At 73.9% G+C, this 20,958-nt stretch carries 20 protein-coding genes; 10 read left to right on the plus strand and 10 right to left on the minus strand.

All coding sequences use genetic code 11. The annotated features are described in order from the left end of the window. Positions 1-273 precede the first annotated feature (273 nt). The 3 genes from PH191_RS27105 to PH191_RS27115 all read left to right on the plus strand — a co-directional run bounded on the left by PH191_RS27105 (position 274) and on the right by PH191_RS27115 (position 3,032). Positions 274-885: a hypothetical protein gene (locus PH191_RS27105; RefSeq protein ID WP_274197735.1), complete on the plus strand. Its 612-nt coding sequence runs from the start codon at positions 274-276 to the stop codon at positions 883-885. A 177-nt stretch (positions 886-1,062) separates the two neighbouring features. Continuing rightward, entirely contained in the window at positions 1,063-1,611 is a 549-nt protein-coding gene (locus tag PH191_RS27110) for a DoxX family protein (RefSeq protein ID WP_274197736.1), read from the plus strand. A 110-nt stretch (positions 1,612-1,721) separates the two neighbouring features. Next, a complete protein-coding gene (locus PH191_RS27115) occupies positions 1,722-3,032 on the plus strand; it encodes a D-arabinono-1,4-lactone oxidase (RefSeq protein ID WP_274197737.1) in 1,311 nt (436 codons plus the stop codon). Here the strand turns inward: PH191_RS27115 and PH191_RS27120 are convergent. Next, entirely contained in the window at positions 2,975-5,359 is a 2,385-nt protein-coding gene (locus PH191_RS27120; protein WP_274197738.1) for an FUSC family protein, read from the minus strand. The two genes, PH191_RS27115 and PH191_RS27120, sit on opposite strands and share 58 nt — an antisense overlap. Before the next feature lie 151 nt (positions 5,360-5,510). Here PH191_RS27120 and PH191_RS27125 point away from each other — a divergent pair, with 151 nt between their 5' ends. Both PH191_RS27125 and PH191_RS27130 read left to right on the plus strand, forming a co-directional pair. After that, positions 5,511-7,370: an acyl-CoA dehydrogenase gene (locus PH191_RS27125; RefSeq protein WP_274197739.1), complete on the plus strand. Its 1,860-nt coding sequence runs from the start codon at positions 5,511-5,513 to the stop codon at positions 7,368-7,370. 31 nt (positions 7,371-7,401) lie between these two features. Continuing rightward, a complete protein-coding gene (locus tag PH191_RS27130) occupies positions 7,402-8,289 on the plus strand; it encodes a DUF72 domain-containing protein (RefSeq protein WP_274197740.1) in 888 nt (295 codons plus the stop codon). A gap of 7 nt (positions 8,290-8,296) precedes the next feature. Here the strand turns inward: PH191_RS27130 and PH191_RS27135 are convergent, their stop codons facing one another. The 5 genes from PH191_RS27135 to PH191_RS27155 form a co-directional block, all read right to left on the minus strand. Continuing rightward, positions 8,297-9,238, minus strand: coding sequence for a DUF1206 domain-containing protein (locus PH191_RS27135; RefSeq protein ID WP_274197741.1), 942 nt, complete (start codon positions 9,236-9,238; stop codon positions 8,297-8,299). Further along, complete coding sequence (locus PH191_RS27140) at positions 9,235-11,253, minus strand: VanW family protein (RefSeq protein ID WP_274197742.1); 2,019 nt, start codon at positions 11,251-11,253, stop codon at positions 9,235-9,237. The genes PH191_RS27135 and PH191_RS27140 overlap by 4 nt, the downstream gene beginning before the upstream one ends. Continuing rightward, positions 11,250-11,585, minus strand: coding sequence for a GroES family chaperonin (locus PH191_RS27145; RefSeq protein ID WP_274192158.1), 336 nt, complete (start codon positions 11,583-11,585; stop codon positions 11,250-11,252). Before PH191_RS27145 ends, PH191_RS27140 begins: the two co-directional genes overlap by 4 nt. A gap of 217 nt (positions 11,586-11,802) precedes the next feature. After that, positions 11,803-12,993 (minus strand): ATP-binding protein, encoded by a 1,191-nt coding sequence (locus tag PH191_RS27150; RefSeq protein ID WP_274197743.1) that lies wholly within the window; start codon positions 12,991-12,993, stop codon positions 11,803-11,805. A 170-nt stretch (positions 12,994-13,163) separates the two neighbouring features. Beyond that, a complete protein-coding gene (locus tag PH191_RS27155; protein WP_274197744.1) occupies positions 13,164-13,880 on the minus strand; it encodes a TetR/AcrR family transcriptional regulator in 717 nt (238 codons plus the stop codon). Positions 13,881-13,955: 75 nt separating this feature from the next. Here PH191_RS27155 and PH191_RS27160 point away from each other — a divergent pair, with 75 nt between their 5' ends. Together PH191_RS27160 and PH191_RS27165 are read left to right on the plus strand one after the other, a co-directional pair. After that, a complete protein-coding gene (locus PH191_RS27160; RefSeq protein ID WP_274197745.1) occupies positions 13,956-14,507 on the plus strand; it encodes an SCP2 sterol-binding domain-containing protein in 552 nt (183 codons plus the stop codon). Between the two features lie 13 nt (positions 14,508-14,520). Next, entirely contained in the window at positions 14,521-15,732 is a 1,212-nt protein-coding gene (locus PH191_RS27165) for an acyl-CoA dehydrogenase family protein (RefSeq protein WP_274197746.1), read from the plus strand. Positions 15,733-15,774: 42 nt separating this feature from the next. On the opposite strand, the gene PH191_RS27170 is transcribed toward PH191_RS27165, so the two are convergent. The 3 genes from PH191_RS27170 to PH191_RS27180 all read right to left on the minus strand — a co-directional run bounded on the left by PH191_RS27170 (position 15,775) and on the right by PH191_RS27180 (position 17,088). After that, positions 15,775-16,029, minus strand: coding sequence for a hypothetical protein (locus PH191_RS27170; protein ID WP_274197747.1), 255 nt, complete (start codon positions 16,027-16,029; stop codon positions 15,775-15,777). Between the two features lie 304 nt (positions 16,030-16,333). Next, positions 16,334-16,513 carry a YegP family protein gene (locus tag PH191_RS27175; protein ID WP_274197748.1) on the minus strand — a complete coding sequence of 60 codons (180 nt, stop codon included), beginning with the start codon at positions 16,511-16,513 and terminating at the stop codon, positions 16,334-16,336. A 146-nt stretch (positions 16,514-16,659) separates the two neighbouring features. After that, the gene (locus tag PH191_RS27180; protein WP_274197749.1) at positions 16,660-17,088 is read right to left on the minus strand and encodes a limonene-1,2-epoxide hydrolase family protein; all 429 of its coding nucleotides are present in this window, start codon (positions 17,086-17,088) and stop codon (positions 16,660-16,662) included. A 99-nt stretch (positions 17,089-17,187) separates the two neighbouring features. Here PH191_RS27180 and PH191_RS27185 point away from each other — a divergent pair, with 99 nt between their 5' ends. Continuing rightward, positions 17,188-18,384 (plus strand): acyl-CoA dehydrogenase family protein, encoded by a 1,197-nt coding sequence (locus PH191_RS27185; protein ID WP_274197750.1) that lies wholly within the window; start codon positions 17,188-17,190, stop codon positions 18,382-18,384. On the opposite strand, the gene PH191_RS27190 is transcribed toward PH191_RS27185, so the two are convergent. After that, on the minus strand, positions 18,377-19,780 hold the full coding sequence (locus PH191_RS27190; protein WP_274197751.1) for a cytochrome P450: 1,404 nt from the start codon (positions 19,778-19,780) through the stop codon (positions 18,377-18,379). The genes PH191_RS27185 and PH191_RS27190 overlap by 8 nt on opposite strands. A gap of 107 nt (positions 19,781-19,887) precedes the next feature. Here PH191_RS27190 and PH191_RS27195 point away from each other — a divergent pair, with 107 nt between their 5' ends. Both PH191_RS27195 and PH191_RS27200 read left to right on the plus strand, forming a co-directional pair. Then, positions 19,888-20,286: an SRPBCC family protein gene (locus PH191_RS27195; protein WP_274197752.1), complete on the plus strand. Its 399-nt coding sequence runs from the start codon at positions 19,888-19,890 to the stop codon at positions 20,284-20,286. Beyond that, on the plus strand, positions 20,283-20,846 hold the full coding sequence (locus PH191_RS27200) for a metallophosphoesterase family protein (protein WP_274197753.1): 564 nt from the start codon (positions 20,283-20,285) through the stop codon (positions 20,844-20,846). Before PH191_RS27195 ends, PH191_RS27200 begins: the two co-directional genes overlap by 4 nt. Positions 20,847-20,958 lie beyond the last annotated feature (112 nt).

Genomic DNA, 20,958 nt, shown 5'->3' on the forward strand with positions numbered 1-20,958 from the left:
CGCTCCGGCCGCAGTGTCGGACCAGGGGTGTCGCGCGGTTGCCGTTCGACCCCGTTCGAACGAGACCCCCTCCTGAAACCCCGAGGCACTCCAGGGAGTGACACCCGGCCGGGGGATCCGTCGGCGTGTCGCGGGCGAATGGCCGTGTCGGCGGGATCCGGGGCCCAAGTCCTCTCCAGGAGCTGCCGTTGAGGGAGCCAGATGCTCGACGTCATTCGGCCGTTCGGCGGCCACGGCGGACGGGCCGATGGATCAGTAGTCGGGGAGGTCGAAGTGTGGGTGTGGCGTGACGACCTGGGGTCCGGAGGAGCGCTCGGCGGAGCCGGCGGGTGGCGACTGGACGGGAACAACACGTGGGTGTGGGAGGAGCCCTCGCCGCTCGACCGGCCGGGGGCCGGGACGGGTGCGCTGCGGGGTTACGCCGGGAGCGCTCCCGTCGTCGACCAGCGACGGCCTGAGCGGCGCACGGAACGGCGCACGGAACGGCCGGTCGATGACCGGGCGCTGGCGACGCTCGGGGACGACCCGACGCCGATCTTCCACGAGCTGAGCGTCGACCGGTCGCGGAACATCCCGCGGCCGTCGTGGCGCGAGCGCGACCGGGACGCCGTGCACGTCCCGGAGCCGCACCCCGGCTCCGGCGCGCTGCCGATCCAGGACGAGGAGTGGGCGCAGCGCCGCGGACGCGGTCTGCGCGAGGTGCCGACCGTGCCCCCGCCGCCGGCCCCCGAGGCCGCGGAGAACCCGGAGGACGAGCTGCGCCGCCGCGCCGAGCGTCGGCGCCGCCCGATGGACGACGTCCGCGAGGACGCGGGCCGCGAGGGCGGGCGCCACACCTGGCGCCGCGAGGAGACCCGGTCGGGGCGGCACGCGCTGCGTCGCTGACGCCGCCGACGGGTACCGGTCCGTCGGGTCGTCCGTCCCGGGCGACCCGGCGCTCCGGGCGGACGCCGCCGTCGGGCAGCAACGGCCGGAGCTATGCTGCGGCACCCGCGCGGACCCGTCGGTCCTCCGGCGTGCCCGGTCCCGCCGTCGTCGTCGCGCCCCGTGGAGGTCGCTTCCGTGCTCATCCGTCGTCTCGCCCGGCCCCTGCTGGCCGCCATCTTCATCAAGGGCGGGGTCGACACCCTGCTCAATCCCGAGCCGCGGGTGCAGAAGGCCACCCCGCTGCTCGAGAAGGCCGCGCCGAGCCTGCCGGACCAGGTCCCGTCCGAGCCCCACCAGCTGGTCAGGATCGACGCCGGCGTCAAGATCGGGGCCGGGGTGCTGCTGGCCGTCAACAAGTTCCCGCGGCTCGCGTCGCTGGCCCTGGCCGGGACGTTGGTGCCGACCACCGTCGCGGGTCACCCGTTCTGGGAGAAGTCCGACCCGGCGGAGAAGGCGGCCGACCAGCAGCAGTTCCTCAAGAACCTCAGCATCCTCGGCGGCCTGATCCTGGCCGCGGTGGACACCGAGGGGAAGCCGTCGCTGGGCTGGCGTGGCCGCCGGGCCGCCCGCAAGATCGCCGAGAAGACGAGCGACCTCACCGACCAGACCGAGGGCACCGGCGACAAGGTGCGCCAGACCCTCACCGACAGCGTGGACGTCGCGATCGGCAAGTTCGCGGCCTGATTCGGGCGAGCGCAGCGACGGGTCTGTGTGGACCGCCACGGGGACCGCCGGAGACGGCGGTCCCCCGCGCCGGCGGATCCCGCCCGCGTCGAGCCCCTAGGGTGGCGTCCGTGTGGACGAACTGGTCCGGAGGCCAGCAGTGCCGGCCGACCGCGACGGTGCGCCCGCTCGACGACAGCGGCGTGTCGGCGGTGGTGCGGCGCGCGGCGGAGCGGGGCCAGACCGTCCGGCCGATCGGCGCCGGGCACTCCTTCAGCGCGCTCGCGGTCACCGACGGCGTCCACGTCGACCTCTCGGCGTTCCGCGGGGTCACCGGGATCGGCGGACGCCCCGGACGGCCGACGGTCCGCGTCCGCGCCGGCACGACGGTCGGCGAGCTGCACGAGGAGCTCGCGTCCCGTGACCTGGCGCTCGAGGCGCCGCTCGAGCTGGCCGCCCCGACCGTCGGGGGCGCGCTCGCCGTCGGCATGCACGGCAGCGGGTCCGCGCACGGCTCGCTGTCCGCGGCCGTGGCGGGGCTGCGTCTCGTCGACGGCCGGGGTCGCCTGCGGGACGTGACCGTGGCCGACCTCGACGGCGCCCGCACCTCGCTGGGCGCGCTGGGCATCGTGGTCGAGGCCGAGCTCGCGGTCGTCCCGGCCGGCCGGGTCCGGGTGACGCGCGCGCCGCGCCCCGTCGAGGAGGTCCTCGACCCGGCGTTCTGGGCCGAGCACCCGGTCGCGGAGGCCGCGGTGTTCCCGTCGGCGGGCACCGCGCTGACCCGGTGGGCCGAGCCGCTGCCCGAGCACACCGACACCGGGGACACCGACGAGGACGCGGAGACCGAGGAGCCCGAGCGCAGCCTCGGGGTCACCGTGGCCGGCGCCACCGGGCGCACCGCGCTCGGGGGCGCGGTGGTCGTCGAGCGTGCCCTGCCCCGTCTCGTCCCGCGGTTCAACCGTGCGGTCTCGCGACTCGCGCGCCGGGTCTCGGCCACCGGCCCGATGTACCGGGTGCTCTCCAGCCCGCCCGCGGTGCGCTACGAGCAGACCGAGTGGGCGCTGCCCCGGGCGGCGCTCGCCGAGGGCGCCCGGGAGCTGTTCGCCGCGCTCGCCGACGACCACCTCGAGGTCGGGCTCCCCGTCCGCCTGCGCGTCGGCGCGCCCGAGTCCGGCTGGCTGCACCCCGCGCACGACCGCGCGACGGCCTGGGTGGCCGTGCGGGTCCCGCGTGGCACCGACCACGCCCCGGTGCTCGAGCGGGCCTACCGGGTCCTGCGCGCCCACGGCGGGCGCCCGCACTGGGCGTCGCGCTCCGACTGGACCGTCGAGGACACCGCCCGCGCCTACCCGCGACTGCCCGACTTCCGGCGGGTGCGCGACGACTACGACCCGGACCGGGTGTTCGCCACCCCCGCGCTGGCGGCGGTGCTGGGCGACTGATCTCCGTCGTCGCTGTCGAGGTCCTCGGCGGCACCCAGATCGACCGCCAGCCCGACGACCGCCTGGTCGATGCGGCGCAGGAGGCGGGCCACCCCGAGCATCGCCGTGCGCCGGTGGGGATCGTCGGCGGACCGGGCGGCGTGCTCCTCCGCGGCGTCGACGAGACGCTCGGCGGAGCGGGCCCGGACCTGCCCGCCGTCCGAGGCGCGCTTGCCGCGCACGAGGACGTCGCGCAGCCCGTCGAGATTCGCCCGCACCTGCTCCGAGGCCGGCACGAGCGTCGCGGCCCAGCTCGCGTCGGTGACGTGGTCGGCGCTGCGGGCCAGCGAGCGCGCGTAGACGTCGCAGACCACCAGCACCCGCAGGCCCCGCTGGTAGCTCGACCGCGCCCGGCGGCGGGCCAGCGGGACGGCCAGCGGCTGGGCGCGCTGGCGCAGGGTCACCAGCGCGTCGTCCATCGCCCGCACGCCCTCCCGCCGGGACGTCGTGGTCGGGCGGCCCACCAGCCGGTCGGTGGCGTCGGCGAGCACCTGGTCGATCGCGTCGACGAGCTCGCTCACCGCCTCCCCGAAGGCCGCGCGCGTCCCCCGCGGCAGCACGAGGAAGGCGGCGACGACGCTCGCGGCCGCCCCGATCGCGGTCTCCTCGATCCGCAGCAGGAGCACCTCGACGCTGAACTGGCCGATGAGCCCGTAGACCAGCGCGAGCACCGCGGTGATCCAGAACGCGAGCATCGCCGGCGAGATGCGCACCAGGTAGAGGGCGAGGAAGACGCCGACGAACAGCAGCACGAGCGACAGCACCTGGTTGTCGCCCACCAGCGCGGCGAGCCCCATGCCGGCGACCACTCCGCCGATCGTGCCGACGACCCGGCCCCAGCCGCGGGTGAGCAGGTCGCCGCGGCTGTTGGTGCCGGCGAACACGACGAACGCGGCGATCACCGCCCAGTACCAGCGCTGCGGCGCGATCGACTCGCTGACGACGATCGCGAGCGTCGCCGCCACCCCGACCTGCACGGCCTGGCGCGTCGTGACGGCGATCCCGCCCGCGGGGCGCGGCGGCTCCTCCTCGGGCCGCACGTCGTCCTCGGCGGGGCGGCGCTCGGGCACGTCGACCGTGCTCCCCGGCTCAGGCCGGTCGGCCAGCGCGTCCGGCGACGGGGCGCCGCGGGATGTCCCGGCCACCGGCGTCCCCGCCTCCCGCGGCCCCGGCGCCGAGGCGGGCGACGGGGCGTCGAGCTGGGCGTGGTGGATCGCGTCGGCCACCCGCCGGATGGCGAAGGCGGTGCGCTGCACGCGCTCCCCGCCGGCGCGGGTGTCGGCGACGAGCCCGGCCACCGCGGCGCGGGCGTCCGCGGCCGCCTCGAGGATCGTCGCCTGGTCGGTGCCGGCCCCCAGCGCGGTGCGCAGGTGGCCCACGCCGGTGCGCAGCGCCGCGACGACGACCGGGTCGAGGGGCTCGGGCGGGCCGTCGGCGGGCGGGAGCGCCAGGCGTCGCACGACCACCGACAGGCGCTCGAGGGCGAGCTCCGCGTCCGCGACCCGCAGCGCGAGCGTGTCGTCGTCGAGGCCCGGCCAGACGCGCCCGGCGGTGGTCTGCTCGAGGGCGTCCTCGACGAGCAGGGCCACCTCCTGCAACCGCGCGCGGGCCTTCCGGACGCTCTCGAGGTCGCCCTCGTCCGGGCCCTCGCGCGGCAGCTCCACCAGCACGTCGTCGATCTCGCCGACCAGCGCGTGGGCGCGCGCCCGGAAGGCCGTCACCATCCGCCGCAGCGTCCGGGCGGGACGCTCGGCGAAGACGACCCCGCGCAGCAGCAGCGTCGACGAGACGCCCACGACCACCGCGACCAGCAGCCAGGGCACCTGCGCGGGCGCGACCTTGAGGAACTGGGTGAAGAAGAAGGGCATGAACGCGGCCATGCCGAGCGCGAAGCCACGTGGCCCGTAGCGGCGGACCCAGACCGCGACCACCATGACGACGACGAACGAGACCGCGGACGCGATCGGGTAGGGCGCCACGAACGCCCCGGCGACGGTGCTCGCCGCCGCGGGCAGGATCAGGAGCGCGGTGGTCGTGCGCCGGCGCGGCAGGGTGGGCTCGTTGACCGCGAGGTTCGAGATCATCGCCAGGACGCCGGTGAACAGCAGGACCGTGACCGGCTCGGACGGGTCGAGCAGCGCGCGCAGGACGGCCACCACCGCGACCGCGACGATCATCGACGTGACGGCGATCGCCGCGAGGCGCAGGCGCGTCAGGCCGGGGTCGACGCCGGCGAGCCAGGTCCGGAGGTCGAACGACCGCCGCCCTCGTCGCCCGTCGCCTGCCACCGCTCCTCCGTCCGGGACGCTGCGCGCGAGTCTCCCACGGTGGACGTGGCCCAGACCGATCTCGACAGGGTTACCCCGGAGTAATACTCTGCGGTTACCGGCCGGTAGAGACGCCGACCGCACACCACGTGGTGAACAGGAGCGAGGCGGGATGGGCCACTACAGGGCGAACGTCCGCGACATCGAGTTCAACCTCTTCGAGGTCTTCCGCGTCCAGGACCGCTTCGGTTCCGGGCCCTTCGCGGACGCCGACGAGGAGACCGCCCGCGCCCTGCTGGGCGAGGTGGCGGCGATGGCGGAGGGGCCGCTGGCCGACTCCTACGAGTCCGGTGACCGCAACCCGGTGCGCTTCGACCCGCAGACCCACACCGCCCACCTCGACGAGGGCATCAAGAAGTCGTTCCACACGCTGTGGGACGGCGAGTGGTGGCGGCTCTCGGCCGACAACGAGATCGGCGGCATGGGCGTCCCGCCCACCGTCCAGTGGGCCGCCGGCGAGATGATCCTCGGCGCCAACGCCCCGGTCTTCATGTACATGGCGGGCCCGAACTTCGCCTCGGTCGTCTACCGCAACGGCACCGAGCAGCAGAAGCACTGGGCGCAGCTCATGGTCGACCGCGGCTGGGGCGCGACCATGGTGCTCACCGAGCCCGACGCGGGCTCCGACGTGGGCGCCGGCCGCACCAAGGCCCGCGACAACGGCGACGGCACCTGGTCGATCGAGGGCGTCAAGCGCTTCATCACCTCCGGCGACGCCGGCGACCTCAACGAGAACATCATGCACCTGGTGCTCGCCCGCCCCGAGGGCGCGCGCGCCGGCACCAAGGGCCTGTCGCTGTTCCTCGTCCCCAAGTTCCATTTCGACCCCGAGACCGGCGAGCCGGGCGAGCGCAACGGCGCCTTCGTCACGAATGTCGAGCACAAGATGGGTCTCAACGCCTCGGCGACCTGCGAGGTCACCTTCGGCGGCAACGGCGTCCCGGCCACCGGCTGGCTGCTCGGCGAGGTCCACGACGGCATCGCCCAGATGTTCCAGGTCATCGAGTACGCCCGGATGATGGTCGGCACCAAGGCCATCGGCACGCTCTCGACGGGCTACCTGCGGGCGCTGGAGTACGCGAAGGAGCGCATCCAGGGCGCGGACCTCACGCGTCAGACGGACAAGACCGCGCCGCGCGTGCCGATCACCAACCACCCGGACGTGCGCCGCAGCCTGATGCTGCAGAAGGCGTACGCCGAGGGCCTGCGCGCCGTCTACACGTTCACGTCGACCTACCAGGACGTGATCCGCTTCGGTGAGGCTCCCGACGCGGACCGCGGCGCGGTGTCCGACGAGGACATCGCCCTCGCGGAGAAGGTCAACGACCTGCTGCTGCCCATCGTCAAGGGCGTCGGCTCCGAGCGGGCGTCCGAGCAGCTGATCCAGTCGCTGCAGACCCTCGGTGGCTCGGGCTACCTGCAGGACTACCCGATCGAGCAGTACATCCGCGACGCCAAGATCGACTCGCTGTACGAGGGCACCACGGCGATCCAGGCGCAGGACTTCTTCTTCCGCAAGATCGTCCGGGACAACGGCCAGGCGCTGATGCACGTCGCCGGCCAGGTGCAGGCGTTCCTCGACGCCGAGGGCGGGAACGGGCGGCTCAAGGAGGAGCGCGCGCTGCTCGCCACGGCGCTGGGCGACGTGCAGGCGATGCTCGGCAGCATGGTCGGCTACCTGACCTCCTCGCAGGAGGACGTCACGAACCTCTACAAGGTCGGCCAGCACGCGGTCCGCTTCCTGATGAGCGTGGGCGACATGCTCATCGGCTGGCTGCTCCTGCGGCAGGCCGAGGTGGCGGGCGAGGTGCTCGACGCCGGCACCGCCGGGCGCGACCGGAACTTCTACGAGGGCAAGATCGCCGTCGCGCGGTTCTTCGCCCGCAACGTGCTGCCCGAGCTCAGCTCCCGCCGCACGATCGTCGAGGGCGCCGAGAACTCGATCATGGAGCTCGACGTCGCCTCGCTGTGATGGCGTCGCCGTGTGAGTGTTCTGGGTCGTCATGACGACCCGGAACACTCACGTGCGGACACGCATCGGGACCTCCGGGTGGATCTACCCGCCGTGGCGCGGGGTGTTCTACCCGGAGGGTCTCGTCCAGCGTCGTGAGCTGGAGTATCTCGCCGAGCGCCTCGACACCGTCGAGATCAACGGCTCGTTCTACAGCCTCCAGCGCGCGTCGAGCTACCGGACGTGGGCGGAGCGCACGCCCGACGACTTCGTGTTCGCGGTCAAGGGCGGGCGCTTCGTCACGCACATGAAGAAGCTGCGCGGCGTCGAGGAGGCCCTCGCGAACTTCTTCGCCTCCGGCCCGCTGGCCCTCGGCCCCAAGCTCGGGCCCGTCCTGTGGCAGCTGCCGCCGAACCTCGGCTACCACCCCGAGCGCATCGAGGACTTCCTGCGGCTGCTGCCGCGCACCACCGCCGAGGCCGCGGCGCTGGCCGAGGGGCACACCGACAAGGTCCCCGAGCCCGCGACCACCACCGACGCGGACCGTCCGCTGCGGCACGCGATGGAGGTGCGGCACGCCAGCTTCCGCGACCCGGGCTTCGTCGCCCAGCTGCGCCGGTACGGCGTCGCGCTCGTCGTCGCGGACACCGCCGGCACCTTCCCGTGCCTCGACGACGTCACCGCCGACCTCGTCTACGTCCGCCTCCACGGCGACACCGAGCTCTACGCCAGCGGCTATTCCCCCGACGCGCTCGACCGGTGGGCGGCGACGATCCGCGCCTGGGCCGCCGGCGAGGCCCCGACGTCCGCGGACACGGTGGCGCCCGACGACCCGCCGCCACCCGCCCCGGCGGGGCGCGACGTCGTCGTCTACTTCGACAACGACGTCAAGGTGCACGCGCCGTTCGACGCGATCGCGCTGCGGGAGCGGTGTCGGTGACCGGAGGTCACACGCGGCGGGCCCAGGCCTCGGCGCCGCAGAAGAGGCCGAACGCGGCGAAGCCCAGCGCGACGACGAGCAGGAGCAGCGGCCCGTAGGGCTGGCCCGCGAGGGTCTTGAGCGCCCCGTCCAGGCCACCGGCCCAGGACGGGTCGGCCCGGATCGCGGCGACGCCGAAGAGCACGCCCATCACGGCGAAGGCGACGGCGCGCAGGACGTGCCCGACGATCCCCAGCCAGCGCACCGGTCGCCGCAGCTGCGCGGGCAGCCGCGACCAGTCGAGGTCCTCGGCGAAGTCGGCCGTGATCCCCGACCACGCGGTGGCGCCGGCGACCACGAGGACGATCAGGCCCACCACGCCCACGAGGACCTGGCCCGCGGGCAGCGCGAGCAGCCCCGCGGTGGCCTGCTGCGAGCCGCCGCTGCTCGACCCGGAGGAGCCGGTGACGAGCAGGCGCAGGCCGATGAGGGCCACCGCGAGCACCCCGAGCGCCTTGGCGCCCGCACCGATGCGGCGCTGCGTGCGCTCCCAGCCCGAGGCCCAGCGGAAGCCGGTGAGGGCCGCGAGTCCCTGCCACGCCCCGAACGCGACGAGCCCGGCGACCACGACCACGAGGACCACGAACCCGAAGGGCTCGGCCGCGATCGCGGTCAGGGCGCCCTGCTGGTCGGCCTGCCCGCCGCCGGTGAGCGCGATCTGCGCCGCGATCACCCCGATGAGCACGTGCACGAGCCCGTAGCCCACGAGTCCGACGCGTCCGAGCAGCTCGACCGCGCGGCTCGGTGCCTCGCCCTCCCCCGAGCGCCCGAGCCCGGCGAGCTCGCCACGGGCGCGGTCGGCGGCGCGGGACGCGGCGTCGGACGCCGCGTCACCGGCCGACCGGGAGTCGGTCGATCGAGAGTCGGTCGACCCCGGGCCCGCCGAGCCCGTCGATCCGGAGGCGGTCACGGGCCGTTGCAGGTGACGGTGGGCTGGGGCTCGTAGCGCACCGTGCGCGGCTCACGACGGACCTCGCCGGTCCGGACGTCGCGCAGCACCCGGGTGTCGGTGATCGTGAAGCCCTCCGAGCCCTGGGACGGCTTGCACTCGGGGTTGGCGCCGAGGTCGCGCACCCCGGGCGGCGTCGGGTTCACCCGCGGCCCGGGCTCCGAGGTCACCTCGAAGCGCTTGATGCCGTAGAGCTGCACCGTGATCGACGACGGGGTCCACTGGGTGCGGATGTACACCGGCGTCGGCCCGTCGTTGCCGAGCCGCAGGTCGATCGAGCCCTCGAAGACGGTCGCCTCGCGGCCCGCCGGGTAGCGGCTGATGTAGTAGCTGTGCTCCTTGTGCTCGACGTCGTCGAGCCCCGCGAGGTAGCCCGCGTTGAAGAGCGTCGTCGCGAACTGGGAGACGCCGCCGCCGACGCCGCGGCCCGGGGCGCCGTCATCGATGATCCCGGCCGGGACGAAGCCGTTGGCCTCGTTGCGGGGGCTCGACGCCTCGTTGAGGCTGAACACCGAGTCCGGCGCGATGATCTTGCCGTTGACGATCTCCGCGATCCGCCGGATGTTCTGCCCGGAGTCGGGCTTGAAGCCCCGGGTGGTGAACTCCCCGATGAGCGTGGCGGGGCCCAGGGCCTGCAGCGACTCGGTGGTCACCTCCGGCTGGGTCGTCGTGTAGACGGCGTTGATCGCGCGTCCGGTCGCGGGCGGCGGGGACGCCGGCTCCGCCCCGGGCGTCACCGGCGGCGGGGTGAAGATCGGCGGGGTGGTCCCGTCGTCCGGGCGGCGCAGCGCCTCGACGATCCCGTCGAAGGTCCGCGGCCAGTCGATCTCGCGGCCGACGACGGCCGGCACGACGGTCGCCGTCGTCCCGCCGAACTCGAGGGTGGCGTCGCGCGGCTCGGTCTCGGTGGTGCGGAGCTGCGGCTCGACGGCCGCGATCGCCGCGGGCTCGTCGACGCCGGGCGTGAGGCCGCCCTGCCCGTCGGGACGGAAGGTCAGGAAGGTGGTGATCGCGCGGCTGGTGGCCGTCGCGTTCTTCCCGTCGCCGACGACGGTCAGCGGGCCCGCGACGGCGGGACGGGCGACGGTGTCGAGCGCCTCCTGGATGGCGGCGGGCGTCACCGTGACCGGGGCCTCGACGATCGGCAGGCCGACCGGGGTCGGGTCGAGCCAGTGCTCGGTGACGGCCTGGGCGGCGACCGCGCCGTCGACGACCTGGCCGGGCACGGACTGCACGGCGACCGGCTCGAGGTTCTCGAAGCGGATCGTCCCCTCGGTGGCGGGGCGGTCGAGCTGCGGGCGGACCCCGTCGAGCGCCTGGCCCAGCGCGAACCCGTTGACCCGCGTCACCGGGGCCACGTCGCGGGTGCCGAACAACGAGGTGAGGCGCGTCCAGGGGTTGAAGGGCTGCTCGCCGGCGCGGGCGATGGTGCCCTCGACGTCGAGCTCGAGGCCCGCCGCACGCGGATCGATCGTGGCGGTGCTCGACCCGGCCTGCAGCGTCACGGGCTGGGTGAGCCGACCCGCGAGCTGGGCGTTGAGCGCCTGCTCGGCCTCGGGCTTGCCCATCCCGCCGATCTCGACCCCGGCGACGGCGACCCCGCGGGGCACGTCGGTGGAGGAGATCAGCAGGTCGCCGACGTAGAGCACGGCGAGCAGCCCGACCACGGCCGCACCGATGAGCAGGGGGCGGCGTCGCCCGTCGCCGGAGGAGTCGTCGCCGGCCTCGTGGGCACCGTGACCCCGTGGTGGTGGCCCCTGGGGGCCCGTCGGCCGGTCGTCGGTGACGGGAATCCACTCGGTGCGCTCGGCGTCGGTCACCGCCCCGCGCTCCGGGGGCATCGACCGCGTCGGCTCGTCGAGCCCCGAGCCGTCGGTGTCGGCCGTGGCGTCGATGTCCTCGGCGTGCCGATGGTGATCATCGACGGAGGGGTCGACGGTCGTCTCCTCGGGTGTGCGGCCCCCGGGTGAGGTCACAGATACAGCCCCGTTCCGCTCGAACTTCTCGTCGACTCGGTCGTCGCGCTCGCGACGGCGTGCAGGTCGCGCTCTCGGAGCACGACGAAGGAACGTCCGGACACGTCGACCTCGAAGTGGTCGTCCTGGCCGTAGAGCACGCGATCCCCCACCGCGACACTGCGGACGTGCTGGCCCGTCCCGTACACGTCGCCCCACACGAGCTTCTTGGGCGTCTGAGCGGTCGCCGGGATGACGATGCCCCCGCTGCTGCGTCGCTCGCCGTCGCCCTGGGCGGGCGCGACCATCACGCGGTCGTGGAGCATCTGGATCTCCAGCCTGGGATCCGACACGCCGGGATCGTACGGGGCGCCCGGATCGCCTCTCGGGTCAGGGCCGCGGAGACCTCACGCGGGCCTGACGGGGGGAACGGGCCCGGAACGAGGGAGGCCCCGTGGCCCTGCCAGGTCGGGGGTCCGGCAGCGCCACGGGGCTCGTCGGGTGTGTCGGCGGACGGGGAGGGCGCGTTACCGGGACCGCGGGAGTTCACTCGTCCGGGCTAGTCCGACCTCAGTCGCGGCCCAGGAGGAAGCGCCCGAAGTGCGGGACGGTGAACGCGATCCAGCCGCGCTCGGCGGAGAACACCAGGCCCTTGCGCAGAAGGCTGTCGCGCGCCGGGGACAGCGACGAGGGCTTGCGGGCGAGGTGCTGGGCCAGCGCGGCCGTGGTCACGGGCTCGTCGCGGCCCTCGGACAGCTCGGCCATGCCCTGCAGGTACTCGCGCTCGGCCGGGGTCGCGCGCTCGTAGCGCGAGCCGAAGAAGCCGACGGCGAGCTCGGTGCCGGCCTCCGGGGCCGCCATGCGCACGTCGTCGGCGTCGATCGGGCTCTGCACCGCCGCGTCCCAGGCGGCCTTGCCGTAGGCCTGCACGAAGTAGGGGTAGCCGCCCGAGACCTCGTAGAGCGCCTCGAGGGCGGCCTCGGTGAGCTCGGCGTCCTCCCGCTTCGCCGGCACCGTGAGCGCGAGGTCGGCGTCGGCGCGGTCCAGCTGGCCGATGTTCACGTAGCGGAACAGCCGCTCGGAGTAGGACTTGGACGCGCTCAGCACGGCCGGCAGGTGCGGGAGCCCCGCGCCGACGACGACGAGCGGCGCCCCGGACTGCGAGAGCTCGTGGCACGCCGCGCACAGGGCGGACACGTCGTCGAGCTGCAGGTCCTGCATCTCGTCGATCAGCAGCGCGATGCCGACGCCGACGTCGGCGGCGAGCTCGGCGCACACCCCGAACAGCTCGACGAGGTCGATCTCGATGTCGCCCGAGTCCGCCCGCCCGTTCTTGACGGGCACGTCGATGCCGGGCTGCCACCGGTCCTTGATCTTCGCGTCCGACGGCGTCGCCTTGAGCGCGAACGCCTTGAGCACGCCCAGGGCGTCCTCGACGCGGTCGGGGGCGCGGTGGTGCACGGCGAGGTCGCGCACCGCGCGGTGCAGTGCGGCGGACAGGGGCCTGCGCAGGTCGGCGTCCGGCCGCGCCTCGATCTTGCCCGCGCCCCATCCGGCGCGGACCGCCATCGAGCGCAGCTCGCCCAGCAGCACGGTCTTGCCGACCCCGCGCAGGCCCGTGAGCACCAGGCTGCGCTCCGGCCGGCCGCGCGCGACCCGCTCGAGGACCACGTCGAACGCGCCCAGCTCGCGGTCACGTCCGGCCAGCTCCGGCGGGCGCTGGCCCGCGCCGGGGGCGTACGGGTTCCGCACGGGGTCCATGCGCCACCTCCGGGTCGGGCCTGGGCGCTACGAGCGTATGGACCTCTCTAGCGTCCGCCCGATACCTCGCGAGAAATCGCGATCGGCGTGTCGCGGATCGGGTCGTCTCGGGTTCTCTACGACCTGTTCTAGACAGGGCGAGAGAACGCGATCGCGCTCTCTACGTGTCTCTAGTCCTCGGGCGAGACGGGCGGATACGGCCCGATACGGCGCTCCTGGCCGGTCCGCTGGTCCTGCGGCGGGCTCCAGACCCGGCCGGAGCGCAGCGCGTCCAGCCCCGGCCAGGCCGCGGACATGAGCATGCCGGCGAGGACGTCCGCGGCGTCGTCGCCGGTCACCGGCGCGGGCCCGGTCAGCCACCAGTCCGCGAGCCCCTCGGCCGCCCCGACCAGGGTGTGCGCGTACGGGCGCACGGCCTCCTGCGACATGCCGAGCCCGTCGGCCATGAGGGCGGCCGCCTGGGCGACGATCCGGCCGCGCAGGGCGTCGACCTCGCCGGCGAACTCGCCCGTCGACGCCTGCCGGTAGAGCACCGTCCAGCCCGCACGGCGGGTGGTGAGCGCGTGGAAGAAGGCGCGCAGGCCGAGCCAGAGCCGGGTCTGGGGGTCGTTCGACGTGTCCTCGGTGGCCGCCCCGGACGATGCGGCCTCGACAGAGCGCAGGAGGCGCTCGGCCTCCCGCTGCAGACACGCCGCGAACAGCTCGTCCTTGCTGCCGCCGTGGGCGTAGACCATGGGCTTCGACAGCCCTGCGCGCGCGGCGACGTCGTCCATCGACGCACCGTGGAACCCCTGCTCCGAGAACACCGCGACGGCGGCGTCGAGCACCTGGCGCCGGCGCACCTCGGGAGCGAGACGCTGCCGTGCGGGACGTGCGGTGGGGGTCACGCTGGCTAATCCAATCTACCGATGCGTAAAGTAGGGCTCGATGGCGGGACCGCCAGTACCGCATACCCCGCGACGATGCCGGAGTCGACCGTGCCCGAGAAGATCGACGTGAACGAGCTGGGGCGCAGTGTCGACCCCAAGTCCCTCTCCGAGGAAGAGCTGGTGGGCGCTCTGCGGGACGGCCTGGCCGGCGGGGGCGCGAAGGACATCGACCCCTCCCTGTTCGCGCGGCTGGTGAAGAGCACGGGCAAGGGCCAGCTCGAGGCCGTCATGTCCTCGGAGGTGCGTCGGCCCGTCCTCGACGCCATCTTCGGCAGGATGGCCGAGTTCTACTCCTCCAAGGGGTCGAGCGCGAAGCGCCAGGTCGTGCACTGGCACGTCACGGGCGCCCCCGGCGGGGGTGACAACAGCTACCAGACGGCGATGCAGCACGGCACCTGCGAGGTGTCCGAGGAACTCGCCGAGGAGCCGCGCACCGAGCTCTCGATGGACGGCGTGCAGTTCCTCAAGGTGGTCACGAACAACGCGTCGCCGATCACGCTGTTCATGACGCGCAAGCTCAAGGTCTCGGGCGACGTCGGGTTCGCGACGGCGCTGCAGAAGATGTTCACGATCCCCTCGGCGTGACAGGAGTCCCGCGATGACCTTCTCCATGGAGCTGTCCGAGGAGCACGACGACCTCCGCGACTGGGCCCACGGGTTCGCCGCCGAGGTGATCCGCCCGGCCGCCGCCGAGTGGGACGAGCGCGAGGAGACCCCGTGGCCCGTCCTGCAGGAGGCCGCGAAGATCGAGCTCTACAACTTCGAGACCCTGGCCAGCTTCTGGGGTGACGAGACGGGCCTGAGCCTTCCGCTCGTCAACGAGGAGCTGTTCTGGGGCGACGGCGGCATCGGGATGGCCATCTTCGGCACCACCCTCGCCGTCGCCGGCATCTTCTCCTCGGGCACGCCCGAGCAGATGGTCGAGTGGATCCCCCAGTGCTACGGCGACGCCGCCGACGTGAAGGTGGCGGCGTTCTGCTCCTCGGAGCCCGAGTCGGGCTCGGACGTCTCGGCGATGCGTACCCGGGCGGTGTACGACGAGGCCAAGGACGAGTGGACGCTCACCGGCGCCAAGGCGTGGGCGACCAACGGCGGCATCGCCAACATCCACGTCGTGCAGGCCGTCGTCGACTCCTCGCTGGGCTCTCGCGGCCAGGCGGCGTTCGTGGTCCCGCCGAACACCCCGGGTCTCGAGTCCACCCGCAAGATCAAGAAGATGGGCCTGCGCGCGTCGCACACCGCGGACGTCTTCCTCGACGACGTCAAGGTCCCCGGGTCCTGCCTCCTCGGCGGCAAGGAGAAGCTCGACGAGCGCCTGGCCCGCGCCCGCGAGGGCGTGAAGTCCAAGGGCTCGTCGGCGATGCAGACCTTCGAGCTCTCGCGCCCGACGGTCGGCTCGCAGGCGATCGGGATCGCCCGGGGCGCCTACGAGTACGCCCTCGAGTACGCGAAGACCCGCGAGACGTTCGGCCGCCCGATCATCGACAACCAGTCGATCGCGTTCACGCTCGCGGACATGAAGACCGAGATCGACGCGGCCCGCATGCTCGTGTGGCGCGCCGCCTGGATGGGCCGCAACGGCGTGGCCTTCGAGGCCGGCGAGGGATCGATGTCGAAGCTCAAGGCCGGCCGCGTCGCCGTCTGGGCCACCGAGCGCGCGATCCAGATCCTCGGCGGCGCCGGCTACTCCCGCGAGCACCCCGTCGAGCGGATGCACCGCGACTCGAAGATCTACGACATCTTCGAGGGCACCGAGCAGATCCAGCAGCTCGTCATCGCCCGCGCCATCTCGGGGCGCCACATCGCCTGACGCCCCCGTGGCTCCCCGGCGCCCGTGTCGGCGCCGGGGCGCTCAGGGCTCGCCGAGGCGCCAGTGGCCTCGCGGTCGCGGGATCGCCACCGGGTGGTGGCGCGCGATCCGCACGTCCGCGGCGTACTCGCCCGCGCCGATCAGGGCGTGACGCCGCCGTTCGGCCTCGTGGTGGGCCGCCGTCAGGCCGTAGGGCCCGTACGCATCGCGGAACCGCCCGGTGCGATCGACCACCACCACGAGGTACTCGCCCGCGTCGCGTCGCTCACCGTCGGTGCGGTGTGCCTGTCCGTCCATCCACTCCCCCCGGAGCCACGACCACGGACGGGGTGGACGAACGTCCAGCGTGACCCGGCCGTGGACCGCGCGGCCGCAGGTCGTGCGCGCCGCGCGGATGACGGAGGACAGGGAGTCGACCGGCCCAGGCTCGGAGGAACGTGTCGCTCCTCCGGCTGCGCCGGGCTGTCAACCGTCTCGCTGTGTGGCCAGGCTATCGGACGACCGGGGAACGTGACACGGCCGGACCACCCGAACGGGTGGTCCGGCCCAGGTCGACGGCCCAGGGTCGACGTCCCAGGGTGGACGTCTCGGGGTCGACGGCTCAGGCGCTCTCCTCGATGGGCGCGCCGGTGGCGGCCTTCTGGACCGACTCGCAGCCCTTCTTGGCGGCGGCCTTGGTCTCGTAGGCCTCGCCGGACGCGACGATCTGGCCGTTGCTGGCCTTGAGACGGAACCGGAACTTGCCGGCCTTGTCCTCGTACACCTCGAACTTGCCCGCCATGACGATCCTCCCGCTCGGTGCTGAACGTGCTGGTCGCCGGCGGACGTTAGCGCGAACGGACCCGGTGTGGATGCACCCGTCCGGGCGTGCCGCCCGCGTCGGCCGGAGGCGGTGGCCAGGGGCGATCGGGCGTACACCGACGGGCGTCAGCGCCGGCCCGGCAGCAGCGACACCAGCGCCCGGCCCGTCCCCGCGAGCAGCGCCCCGGTGACGGCGGCCCAGTCGAAGTAGTCGCGCCAGAGCGTGATCACGCCGTCGTGCACCTCGAACGTGCCGCACACCCAGAACGAGGTGCGCAGCCGGCCGACCTCGATGGTGTCGGTCCGCTCGGTGAGCACCACCGGTCCGTCGGCGACCACGCGGTGGTTCTCCGCGCGGAAGCCGGTGGCGCGGCTCGTGAGCAGGCCGAGCACCCGGCGGGTGGCCTCGCGCCCGCGTGCCGGGGGCAGCGACACGTTCTCGTAGACGACGTCGGGGTGCAGACGGGCACAGGCGGCGTCGACGTCGAGGCGCTCGAGGTCGGCGAGGAAGGCGCGGACGACCCGCGCCGGATCGGTCTCGGCGGGTGCGGTCATGGCGTCATCCTGCGCTCCGGGGCGTGGTGACCCCGCCCACGGGGAACCGCCGTCAGGAGCGGGCGGGCCGACCGCCCCGACGAGGGGATCTGATCCGCGATGCCGGTCGACAGCGACGCGCCGCTCACCGAGGCCCTCGGGACGGACTTCTTCTCCGTGCGGCGGCGCTTCAACGAGGCGCAGTGGGAGACGTTCATGGCGGTCCGCCGCTACGTCGACCGCGTGGTGTCCCCGGCGGCGCCCGCGGCGTGGGACGCCGCGGAGATGCCGTGGGAGGTCATCCGCGGGATGCCCGACCTCGAGATCGTCGGCGACGACATCGAGGGCTACGGGTGCCCGGGGCACGACCCGCTGACCTGCGGCCTGGTGGCCATGGAGCTCGCCCGCGGCGACGGCAGCCTCGCGACGTTCCACGCCGTGCAGTCGGGGCTCGCGATGAAGTCCATCGCGATGCTCGGCTCCGACGAGCAGAAGCAGGAGTTCCTGCCCGCGATGGCCCGCCTCGACCTCGTCGGCGCCTTCGGCCTCACCGAGCCCGAGCACGGCTCCGACTCGGTGTCGCTGGAGACCACGGCCCGCCGGGACGGTGACGACTGGATCCTCGACGGGCGCAAGCGCTGGATCGGCAACGGCTCCATCGCCGGGCGGACGGTCGTCTGGGCGCGGGACACCGAGACCAACACCGTCCTCGGCTTCCTCGTCGACACCACGACACCCGGCTACGAGGGCACCGTGATCCCCCGCAAGGGCTCGATGCGCTCGGTGTGGCAGGCCGACGTCAGCCTCGACGGCGTGCGGGTACCCGAGCGCGACCGGCTGCCGGGGGCCGAGAGCTTCAAGGACACGGGGCGCGTGCTGGCCACCACCCGTGGCACGTGCGCGTGGATGGCGCTCGGGCACGCCACCGCCGGCTACGACGCCGCGCTGCGCTACGTCCTGGAGCGCAAGCAGTTCGGGCAGCCGCTCGCCGCGAACCAGATCATCCAGGACAAGCTCGTGAAGATGCTCGCGGAGCTGACCGGGATGCAGCTCTACTGCATGCAGATCGCGCAGCTCGCCGAGGACGACGACCTCGCACCGACGATCGCCGGGCTCGCCAAGATGAACAACACCCGCAAGGCGCGGTGGATCCTCGCCGAGGCGCGCGACATGCTCGGCGGCAACGGGATCCTGCTCGACAACCACGTCATGCGGCACATGGCCGACATCGAGTCGATCCACACCTTCGAGGGCACCGAGACCATCCAGACCCTCATCGTCGGGCGCGAGATCACGGGGCACAGCGCGTTCACGTGATCGGGACGACCGCCGGCTCCAACCGCACGGGCAGTTCCGCGTAGCCGCGCAGGATGCGCGTCGGACGACGACGCGCGGGGCCGGCCGGCGCGAGGTGGGGGTGGCGTTCGAACAGGGCGCGCAGCGCGACCTCTCCCTCCATGCGCGCGAGCTGCGCACCGAGGCAGAAGTGCGGCCCGCTGGAGAACGCGAGGTGCTCCTTCGCGTTCGCCCGCGCGACGTCGAACGTGCCCGGGTCGGCGAAGACGTGCGGGTCGCGGTTGGCGCCCGCGAGCACCGTCACCACGAGGTCACCCTCGGCCAGGGCGGTGCCGGCGATCTCGGTGTCGCGCCTGGCCCGGCGCGCGGTGCGCTCGACAGGAGGGTCGAAGCGCAGGATCTCGTCGACGGCGTTCGGCCACAGGTCGGGCTCCGCGACGAGCCGTTCGCGCTGCTCGGGGTGGGCGAAGAGCTGCGCGGTGCCGTTGCCGATGAGGTTCACCGTCGTCTCGAACCCGGCGGCGAGCACGAGCAGCGCCGTGGACACCAGCTCCTGTTCGGACAGGCCCGCGCCGTCGTCGTCGACCTCGCCGACGAGGCTCGAGAGCAGGTCGTCCCCGGGCTCGCGCCGCAGCCGGCGCAGGTGCTCGCGCATCCAGTCGTTCAGCGCCGCGAGGTTGGCCTCCATGCTCGCGTGCGCCCGCCGGGTCAGGCCCATGTCGAGCGAGGTGGCCGCGCCGTCGCCCCAGCTCAGGAACTGCTCGCGCATCGACGTGGGCACCCCGAGCATCTCGCTGATCACGGTGACCGGCAGCAGGCTCGCGTAGTGCGCGACGAGGTCCACGGTGTGGCCGTCGCCGTCCCGAGCGGCCCGGTCCATGTCGTCGAGGAGCTCCTGGGCGACCTCGGTGGTGCGCTCGCGCAGCGCCGCCACACGGCGCGCGGTGAAGGCCCGGCTGACGAGCTTGCGGTAGCGCGGGTGGTCCGGCGCGTCGACCGCGAGCATCGAGGGCGGCTCGATCGGGCCCGGGTTCCGCGGCGGGCCGGCCAGGGCGAGGGCCGCCCGCGCCGGCGCGGGCACGACCTGCGTGGGGTGCGTGACGCCGAAGTCGTCGCTGCGCAGCACCGCCGTCGACACGTCGTGGTGGACGGTGAGCCGGGCGAACGCGCCGGGCGCGAAGGGGTACGACGACCGCAGGGTCTCGTAGTGGGGGAACGGGTCGGCCTGCATCACCGGGTCGAGCAGCAGGCGGGCGTCCGGGTTGCCGGCGCGCACCTGGCGGCGGATCGCCGCGCGCATGAGCCCGTGGGTGGCGCCCCACCGCAGCGTCGTCCCGAAGGACGAGGACGCGACGGACGAGGCGACGGACCGGCCGACCGACGCGGCGACGGACGAGGGCAGCGACGACAGGGCCACGGGGGCCTCCCGGTGTCGGGTCGGTACATGGACGTACCAGAGTGCGTCGAAACCATACTCGGAGTATGTGTTCGTCGTCCAGGCCCGTCGCGGGTACGCCTCCGACCGTGCAGACGACCCTCCGCGCCACGGGACCGCTCCCCGCCGACCAGGCGTGGGAGCGCTACGCCGACCTCGACCGCTGGCCACGCTGGGCGCCCCAGATCTCCGGTGTGACCGTCTCCGGGTCGGGACCGCGCCGGCTGTGTCCCGGCCTCGAGGGCACGGTGCGGGCGGCCGGGCTGGTGCACGTCCCCTTCGAGGTCCTCGCCGTGGACGAGCAGGCCCGGACCTGGTCGTGGCGGGTCCGCGTCGGGCCGGTCACCCTGACCCTCGACCACGGCATCGAGGACCTCGGCGCCGGCCGCACCCGCACCTGGCTGCGCACCACGGGCCCCGCCCTCGTCGTCCTGCCCTACTCCCCGGTGGCCTTCGTCGCGCTGCACGCGCTGCTGCTGGAGCGGTGACCGCGGTGACCGCCGCGACCACCAGGCTGCTGATCACCAGCGACACCCACCTCCCCGTGCGCCGACCCACCCGACGGGTCCTGCCCGACCCCGTCTGGGAGGCGCTCGACGCCGCCGACGTCGTGGTGCACGCGGGCGACTGGATGGACCCCGAGCTGCTCGACGCGTTCGAGGAGCGGTCGGCGCGCCTGGTCGCCTGCTGGGGCAACAACGACGGCGACGCGGTGCGCGCGCGGCTCCCGGAGACGGCGGTCGCCGAGATCGACGGGGTGCGCCTGGCGGTCACCCACGAGACCGGCGCCGCCACGGGACGCGAGCGCCGCTGCGACGCCCGGTTCGGGCCGGACGGCGACACCCCCGTCGACGTCCTCGTGTTCGGGCACAGCCACATCCCGTGGGACTCGACGACCCCCGGCGGGGTCCGTCTGCTCAACCCCGGGTCACCCACCGAGCGCCGTCGTGAGCCCGCCTGCACCTACATGACGGCCGAGATCCGCGACGGCGGACTGGCCGCCGTGCAGCGTCACGACCTCCCACCCGGTGGCGCCGGTCGGTCGTGACGGCACTACCGTGCGTCATCGGTCACGGATGGGTGTCGTTGCGAGTGACGACGGTGCGGTCTCCCTCGAACGGGTCAACGTTGTGCGATGTTGCCGGGTGCCGGGGCCCGGA

It is taken from the genome of Actinomycetospora callitridis (genome assembly GCF_028737265.1).
Classification (GTDB): Bacteria; Actinomycetota; Actinomycetes; order Mycobacteriales; family Pseudonocardiaceae; genus Actinomycetospora; species Actinomycetospora callitridis.

Bases quoted from the DNA above. Each gene is read 5' to 3' on its own strand.
- PH191_RS27125 (WP_274197739.1), top strand. From the start codon at position 5,511: ATGGGCCACTACAGGGCGAACGTCCGCGACATCGAGTTCAACCTCTTC.
- PH191_RS27130 (WP_274197740.1), top strand. From the start codon at position 7,402: ATGACGACCCGGAACACTCACGTGCGGACACGCATCGGGACCTCCGGG.
- PH191_RS27150 (WP_274197743.1), bottom strand. From the start codon at position 12,993: ATGGACCCCGTGCGGAACCCGTACGCCCCCGGCGCGGGCCAGCGCCCG.
- PH191_RS27160 (WP_274197745.1), top strand. From the start codon at position 13,956: ATGCCGGAGTCGACCGTGCCCGAGAAGATCGACGTGAACGAGCTGGGG.
- PH191_RS27165 (WP_274197746.1), top strand. From the start codon at position 14,521: ATGACCTTCTCCATGGAGCTGTCCGAGGAGCACGACGACCTCCGCGAC.
- PH191_RS27170 (WP_274197747.1), bottom strand. From the start codon at position 16,029: ATGGACGGACAGGCACACCGCACCGACGGTGAGCGACGCGACGCGGGC.
- PH191_RS27175 (WP_274197748.1), bottom strand. From the start codon at position 16,513: ATGGCGGGCAAGTTCGAGGTGTACGAGGACAAGGCCGGCAAGTTCCGG.
- PH191_RS27180 (WP_274197749.1), bottom strand. From the start codon at position 17,088: ATGACCGCACCCGCCGAGACCGATCCGGCGCGGGTCGTCCGCGCCTTC.
- PH191_RS27185 (WP_274197750.1), top strand. From the start codon at position 17,188: ATGCCGGTCGACAGCGACGCGCCGCTCACCGAGGCCCTCGGGACGGAC.